The 5373-nt window shown below is 55.2% G+C and carries 9 protein-coding genes; 5 read left to right on the top strand and 4 right to left on the bottom strand.

Annotated elements, in window-relative coordinates; all coding sequences use genetic code 11:
* The first annotated feature begins 535 nt into the window (after window positions 1–535).
* Together ACQE2I_RS18900 and ACQE2I_RS18895 are read left to right on the top strand one after the other, a co-directional pair.
* Window positions 536–973 carry an acetyltransferase gene (locus tag ACQE2I_RS18900; protein ID WP_149322268.1) on the top strand — a complete coding sequence of 146 codons (438 nt, stop codon included), beginning with the start codon at window positions 536–538 and terminating at the stop codon, window positions 971–973.
* Between the two features lie 148 nt (window positions 974–1121).
* Window positions 1122–1265 (top strand): hypothetical protein, encoded by a 144-nt coding sequence (locus ACQE2I_RS18895; protein WP_176483447.1) that lies wholly within the window; start codon window positions 1122–1124, stop codon window positions 1263–1265.
* Between the two features lie 51 nt (window positions 1266–1316).
* Here the strand turns inward: ACQE2I_RS18895 and ACQE2I_RS18890 are convergent, their stop codons facing one another.
* Window positions 1317–1724, bottom strand: a complete 408-nt coding sequence (locus ACQE2I_RS18890; protein ID WP_096282445.1) for a hypothetical protein — start codon at window positions 1722–1724, stop codon at window positions 1317–1319.
* A 192-nt stretch (window positions 1725–1916) separates the two neighbouring features.
* Between ACQE2I_RS18890 and relB the strand changes: the two genes are divergently transcribed.
* From relB to ACQE2I_RS18875, 3 genes are read left to right on the top strand one after another with little or no spacing between them, the layout of a single operon-like run.
* Window positions 1917–2141, top strand: a complete 225-nt coding sequence (gene relB / locus ACQE2I_RS18885) for a type II toxin-antitoxin system RelB family antitoxin (protein WP_193067482.1) — start codon at window positions 1917–1919, stop codon at window positions 2139–2141.
* Window positions 2125–2391: a type II toxin-antitoxin system RelE family toxin gene (locus ACQE2I_RS18880; protein WP_193067483.1), complete on the top strand. Its 267-nt coding sequence runs from the start codon at window positions 2125–2127 to the stop codon at window positions 2389–2391. The genes relB and ACQE2I_RS18880 overlap by 17 nt, the downstream gene beginning before the upstream one ends.
* A gap of 9 nt (window positions 2392–2400) precedes the next feature.
* Window positions 2401–2625, top strand: a complete 225-nt coding sequence (locus ACQE2I_RS18875; RefSeq protein WP_193067484.1) for a hypothetical protein — start codon at window positions 2401–2403, stop codon at window positions 2623–2625.
* A gap of 5 nt (window positions 2626–2630) precedes the next feature.
* Here ACQE2I_RS18875 and ACQE2I_RS18870 read toward each other — a convergent pair whose 3' ends face one another.
* From ACQE2I_RS18870 to ACQE2I_RS18860, 3 genes are read right to left on the bottom strand one after another with little or no spacing between them, the layout of a single operon-like run.
* The gene (locus tag ACQE2I_RS18870; RefSeq protein WP_193067485.1) at window positions 2631–3218 is read right to left on the bottom strand and encodes a hypothetical protein; all 588 of its coding nucleotides are present in this window, start codon (window positions 3216–3218) and stop codon (window positions 2631–2633) included.
* Entirely contained in the window at window positions 3215–4114 is a 900-nt protein-coding gene (locus ACQE2I_RS18865) for a hypothetical protein (protein ID WP_427031528.1), read from the bottom strand. The genes ACQE2I_RS18870 and ACQE2I_RS18865 overlap by 4 nt, the downstream gene beginning before the upstream one ends.
* On the bottom strand, window positions 4114–4380 hold the full coding sequence (locus tag ACQE2I_RS18860; protein ID WP_427031527.1) for a hypothetical protein: 267 nt from the start codon (window positions 4378–4380) through the stop codon (window positions 4114–4116). Before ACQE2I_RS18860 ends, ACQE2I_RS18865 begins: the two co-directional genes overlap by 1 nt.
* Window positions 4381–5373 lie beyond the last annotated feature (993 nt).

The raw sequence follows: 5373 nt of genomic DNA, 5'->3' as shown, positions 1-5373 counted from the left end.
CACATACGGTTCAGCGTGCATCGCGCATCACATGCCACAGAGTCGCGATCTGTGGGCACTGGCAAGCGGGAAAGGGGTTTAGACCGGCACCGCAGTAAAAACGCCGTGGAGACGGCCCTGAAAGGGGTAACAGTCAGTCAGTGCAGCAAGTTTATGATGTGTCTAGCCAGCGCGTGAGAGGGGTCAGCGCCCAGCGGGGCGTGCCGATAGTGGCTAGCAAGGCGAACGTATCCTGACTTTTCGCACGTGCGAAAAGTTGGGAGGCGCAAGCCTGCCTTGGAGCGCAGCGGAAAGGCAGGCTTGCGCCTCCCGGTTGGCCTCAATATATACCGATGTTTTCACGCTTTCCCTGCCGTCCCAGTGGCGCCGAATTTTTAATTCGGTGGCGGCTGGGCGGCGAACAAGCGCAGCGCGTTAGTGTCAGTGCATGCGAAGGGTTGATGGTCGGTTCTAACGCGAAAAGTGACTCGCATTAGAACCGACCATCGTTACAATTAAGGGTATCCGGAAAATCTGGTTGATCAAGGGGCAAGTAATGAAGATCGAGAGTGCAGGAAAAGCAGAGCATGAGCAGCTTATCGAAATCTGGGAGGCCTCGGTTCGGGCGACGCACGATTTCTTGACTGAGTCTGACCTCATTGAACTCAAGCCGCTTATCCTGCATCAGTATTTCAAGGCCGTTGACCTGAGCGTTGCCAGGAGCGGTGAAGGGAAAATATTGGGGTTCTACGGCGTGAGCGATGGCAATATCGAGATGCTGTTCGTTGCGCCGAAAGCGCGCGGCAAAGGCATCGGGGCATCGCTGGCCCGACATGCGATAAGCGCTCGAGCCGCCACCAGGGTGGATGTAAATGAGCAAAACGAGCAGGCGCTGGGGTTTTATGAGCATCTGGGCTTTGCGGTGATTGGGCGTTCCCCCCTTGATGGTCAGGGCAAGCCTTATCCGCTTCTGCATATGCGGCTTAGCGCATGAGATACCATCGCTCTGTCCGCTAGCCACAGCAACAAAGCCATGGATGACTGGCTCGAGGATAGAGCGACACGCCAAGAACGCCGGTCAACCACTTAATCCGGATACCCACAATTAACTGATAACCCGTACCACTCTGAGAGGTGTAGGCATGAACTCGATCTCCGTATTTCTAAGCGACAGCCCTGCCATTCTCCCCATCATCTTTGGCGTGCTGGTAGTCTCTATATCGGTGGCTGGTGGCTATGCATATCAAGTCAATAAGGCGATCGATGCGAAGCGTTTAGTTAAGTAAGTTGGAGCTGAAAGCCAGCGTTGAGCATGTACGGTTAAGGTCTGAATTAAACTAGCCCGATGGCGATAGATGCTTATAAACGTCTGATAATAGATCACTATTTTCAGACCCTATCCAAACGTTATCAGCCGCTAAGGGTCCTACAACTCGACTCGGTCCAGATACAGTTTCTCCATCGAAAATCAATTTCACATCCTCCCCGATATTCCCTCGTATCCAGTTATCTAGCTTGTCATAGCATTCTGCTGATTGAATAAAATCCACAGTGATGAAGTCCCGCCCATCCTCGTCCTCATTCATCGACACACTGCGTAAACAACGTGGGGCTATTTCAAATTCATTTGCCTGGGATTTGAAGTACAGGCGGGATTCTGAGTTGGCGTTTGTACTGGCACAAGCGCCAATATTGGCAGCAATGCTGCCCACTGCTAGGCAGGTAAAAATATATTTGAGGTGCATAGGGTGGCCTTAGTCATGACAAACGACATACAGCATAGTGCATACAAATATTGAGAATTAGCCCCTTTAATTCCTACGTTTTAAAACTCAAGATAAGGCGAATAATCTTGAATTTGTCGTCTTTTGTCCCTGGTTAGAGCATTGATTTCAGTATATGCTATACGTGTATAGCGACCTCCAGGAGAGATCATCATGTTGGCAATACGACTGCCCAGCGACATCGAAGCGCGCCTGGAGGCCTTAGCCAAGGCCACCGGCCGCACCAAGACTTATTACGCCCGTGAAGCCATCCTTGAACATCTCGAGGACCTTGAGGACGTCTACCTGGCTGAGCAGACACTAGAGCGCCTGCGCCGTGGCGAGGAAACCACGCACTCCCTGGACGACGTGGAGCGAGAGCTTGGGCTGGCAAATTGAGCTGACGGGCGCCGCCCAAAAGCAGCTGAAGAAGTTGGGCCATGCTGAAGCCAAGCGTATCCGTGACTATCTGCGCGAGCGAGTTCAGCCGCTTGAGGATCCGCGACAGCTGGGCAAACCGCTCCAGGGTCAGCTGGGCGAGCTATGGCGGTACCGCGTCGGTGACTATCGGTTGGTTGCGCAGATTGAGGACCAGCGGGTATGCGTTCTCGTCGTGCGGATCGGGCACCGGAAAGACGTTTATCACTGAAAGGCGATTATGCGTAAGCTCAGCGATTTAAAACCCGTGTTTACCAGTGAAAGGGTGACTGAGTGGCAGCCCGCGCCTCAGGGGCCGCGCTACCGCTATGAGCGTGATCGGGCCGCGGTCGGGCAAGAAATGACGCCAGGCAGTGAGCAGTACGAGTGGTATGTTCTAGCGAAAAATGATCTGACCAGCGCCAAGCGTAAGGTCTTTGAATTGATTAACCAGGACTACTTGTAGCGTTTCTAGCGCTGCCGTTGTTGCTCAAGCTTAAAAATCTGCTGCCTATCCTGCCGAATCATACTGCGTAGCTGCTCGATCTCCGTTACCAACGCTTCATTGTCTAGTTGTCGAAGTTCACGCACCTGGCGTTTTTTACGTTCCAACGCTTCCACCGAGCCACTTAAACGCCGTTTCAATAGCGCATTCTGCTCGCTCAGCTCGTTTATACGCATTTGTGAAGGGGCAAGCAGGGCCTCAGCGTCGCGCTGCGCCTGAGCCGCCTCTGCGGCCTTTACGCGCGCGTCTTGTTCGAGTTGTTGAGCCTTCGATTGCTGTGCCTTCAGCTTTTCTTGCTGGGTGGCCAGCATCTCGGCGGCATCACGCTCGCGGCTGCTTTCACCCACCCAAGCACCGATTAGCAGACCTATCAGGGCGGCTAGGGACAGAATCAACGCATAGACGGGCCACGCAGCACGCACTGCTGCCCAGCCCAAGCTGGCTTCATAAGTGCCCGTAAGATAAGCAATATTCGGAAAGCGGTCATACGCAAGCCAGGCCAGGCCAGCAACAACTGCCAGGACGACGAAAAGCGCAGTGTTACGTCGGTTCATCGCAGATAAACCTCTGTTATCGAGTCTCTAAAATGCCCCATCTCCTGGGAAACGACTTCTAACGCATCCCGATAGTTGAGCCCATCACGCTGTAATTCCCCCATCCGTTCTTGAGCATAGCTGTGCCGCAGCCCATGTGCCCCGGTCGAGCGTCCCAGCGCGGCATCAGAGGCCTGGGAAAAGCTGTTTGACCAGCGCTGGCCACCGCCGATTGCATAGTGGGACTGGTAGTAGACGCCACGGTCTGTCACCTGCTGAGGCTGCTCCAGCCGGGTTGCTTCAAGCCGATTGGCTAACTCGTGAGGAATCAGAACCTCTCTGCAAAGCCCGCCTTTGCCCACGACGGTGTAGCGTTCGCCCTGGCGAACCGCGAATTTCTCATCACGTGTGGGCCGTACATCAGCGGGACGTTCATCAGCGCGACGTAGCGTTAAAATTTCGTGCGCACGAAGTCCAGCAGCGTGGGCGATCTGGGTGGCAAGGGCATTTTTATCAGTCTGCCGATCGCTGATAGCGGAGATCTGCGCCGGCGTGTAAGCGCGACTTCCGAGTACTTGCTGTTGTTCGCTCTTGATAACTGGCAGGCGCTCGCCCTGGGCAAGGTGACCAGTGACATGCTGCTGCATCAGCTGAATAGCCTGGCGTTCTTGATCGAGCGTCTTTTGGCCAACCGTTTCGCCGCGCTGTTCAAGGTAGGCAACTGCTTGAGCAGGCGTAAGACTGCGCAAATCGCCACCTTCGCGACCGGCGGCATGTTCGGCTTTCTGCCAGGTGGCCACGTTGGCCAAGGCGGCTTCGTAATTGCTGACGCTGCGCACGCTTTCAACCACGGTGCCCTGAAGCTGCTGCATGATGCGGCCAGCCTGGCGTTCACCGCTCGCGAACCACATCCCCATTAGTGGCCACCACGATCGGCAGTACGTTTATCGAGCGTACGCTGAAGCCAGCGCGCAACAGTCGAATGGGCGACCTTGATGCGGCGTGGAGGCATCTTTAACCAGGCTTGAAGATCGGCAGGACGGGCGCCGCTGTCGTAAAGAGCGAGTAATTCAGCAGTGTAAGGGTCGAGCTGGCTGCGGCCCTGTGAATAGGGGCGGATGCGGCCTAGCTTCTTGAATTCTTGAACCTGCTTTAGCTCGGCGGCTGGATCAAAATCAGGCAAGGGATCATCGCTTTGTAAGAACCTTCGCAGTGTTAAAAACACTCCGATCGCCCACGTTGGTGGACTGCGACCCCGTTTATCGAATATCGAAGCGACGGGCCTGTTCTCTCGCTGTGCTGGGCACATATAGCCGGTTTTATTTGAGAAGCGCGGGCTGGGCGCTTGGTGCTAACGAGGCTGTTAGCCAGTGCCGGGCTGGGCCCGGGGAACCGATTTTTTTGCTTGCATTCGGCAATGCTCCGCGATCTTTGATCACGCCACTTTTTGTGGGCCAGGTGTGGGCAAAACCTGCCGTGCCATAGGCACACGTCAACGACGCCTAACCCGCTAAATCTAGCACAAGCTTATGTGCATGTGAAATTGTGCGCTGAGTGCGCGCTAAAAGCTAAAACATGGTACAAAGCCTGCCCGCTGGGTACTACGCGGAGCGATGTACCCAGCGGGCAGGCGCGTATGCGTCTGACCGGTCGCCGGCAGGCGACTCCGACGCCATCGGCGGCGCGTCGCTCGCAGAGAGCGACGATGCACCGCCAGGTGCATCGCCGGCCGTAAAGGTCGGCTAGTCGGCGTTAGCCGACAGTGACGCGCAGAGCGTCACTGTGTGCGGAAAGCACACCGCGTTTCGCTTAGAAACGCAGAGGTTAAGAGCTTTTGGGTCAATGATTTGCAAGCAGACGAAGATTGACGCACAGCTTTTGAAAGGCTATAAACGACGAAACCCCGCCGAGGCGGGGTGTCGGGTTGAAGAGTGCTACCAACACTTTTCAACCGGCGGTTAGAGAGGAACAAGGCTCGTCTAACCAAAGCTGTTCTTGAATTATGGCGCTAAGCCGCCGCTCCTGCAAGCCCTGGAGCCACCAGAACACTATCAAAGCCCTTGTCCTCCTAATCGCGATAGCTACTGCTATAGCGCGTTTTCGCGTGTCCGCTGGTCTGGATTCGAGTTGTTGTCGACCAGTTTGGGCGCAGTAGTTGAGCCGAGACGGGGAATCT

The organism is Halomonas sp. H2, assembly GCF_050215315.1.
In the GTDB taxonomy this organism is placed as follows: domain Bacteria; phylum Pseudomonadota; class Gammaproteobacteria; order Pseudomonadales; family Halomonadaceae; genus Vreelandella.
The sequence above is the reverse complement of the archived record's forward strand: the minus strand, read 5'-3'. Positions and strand labels throughout refer to the sequence as shown.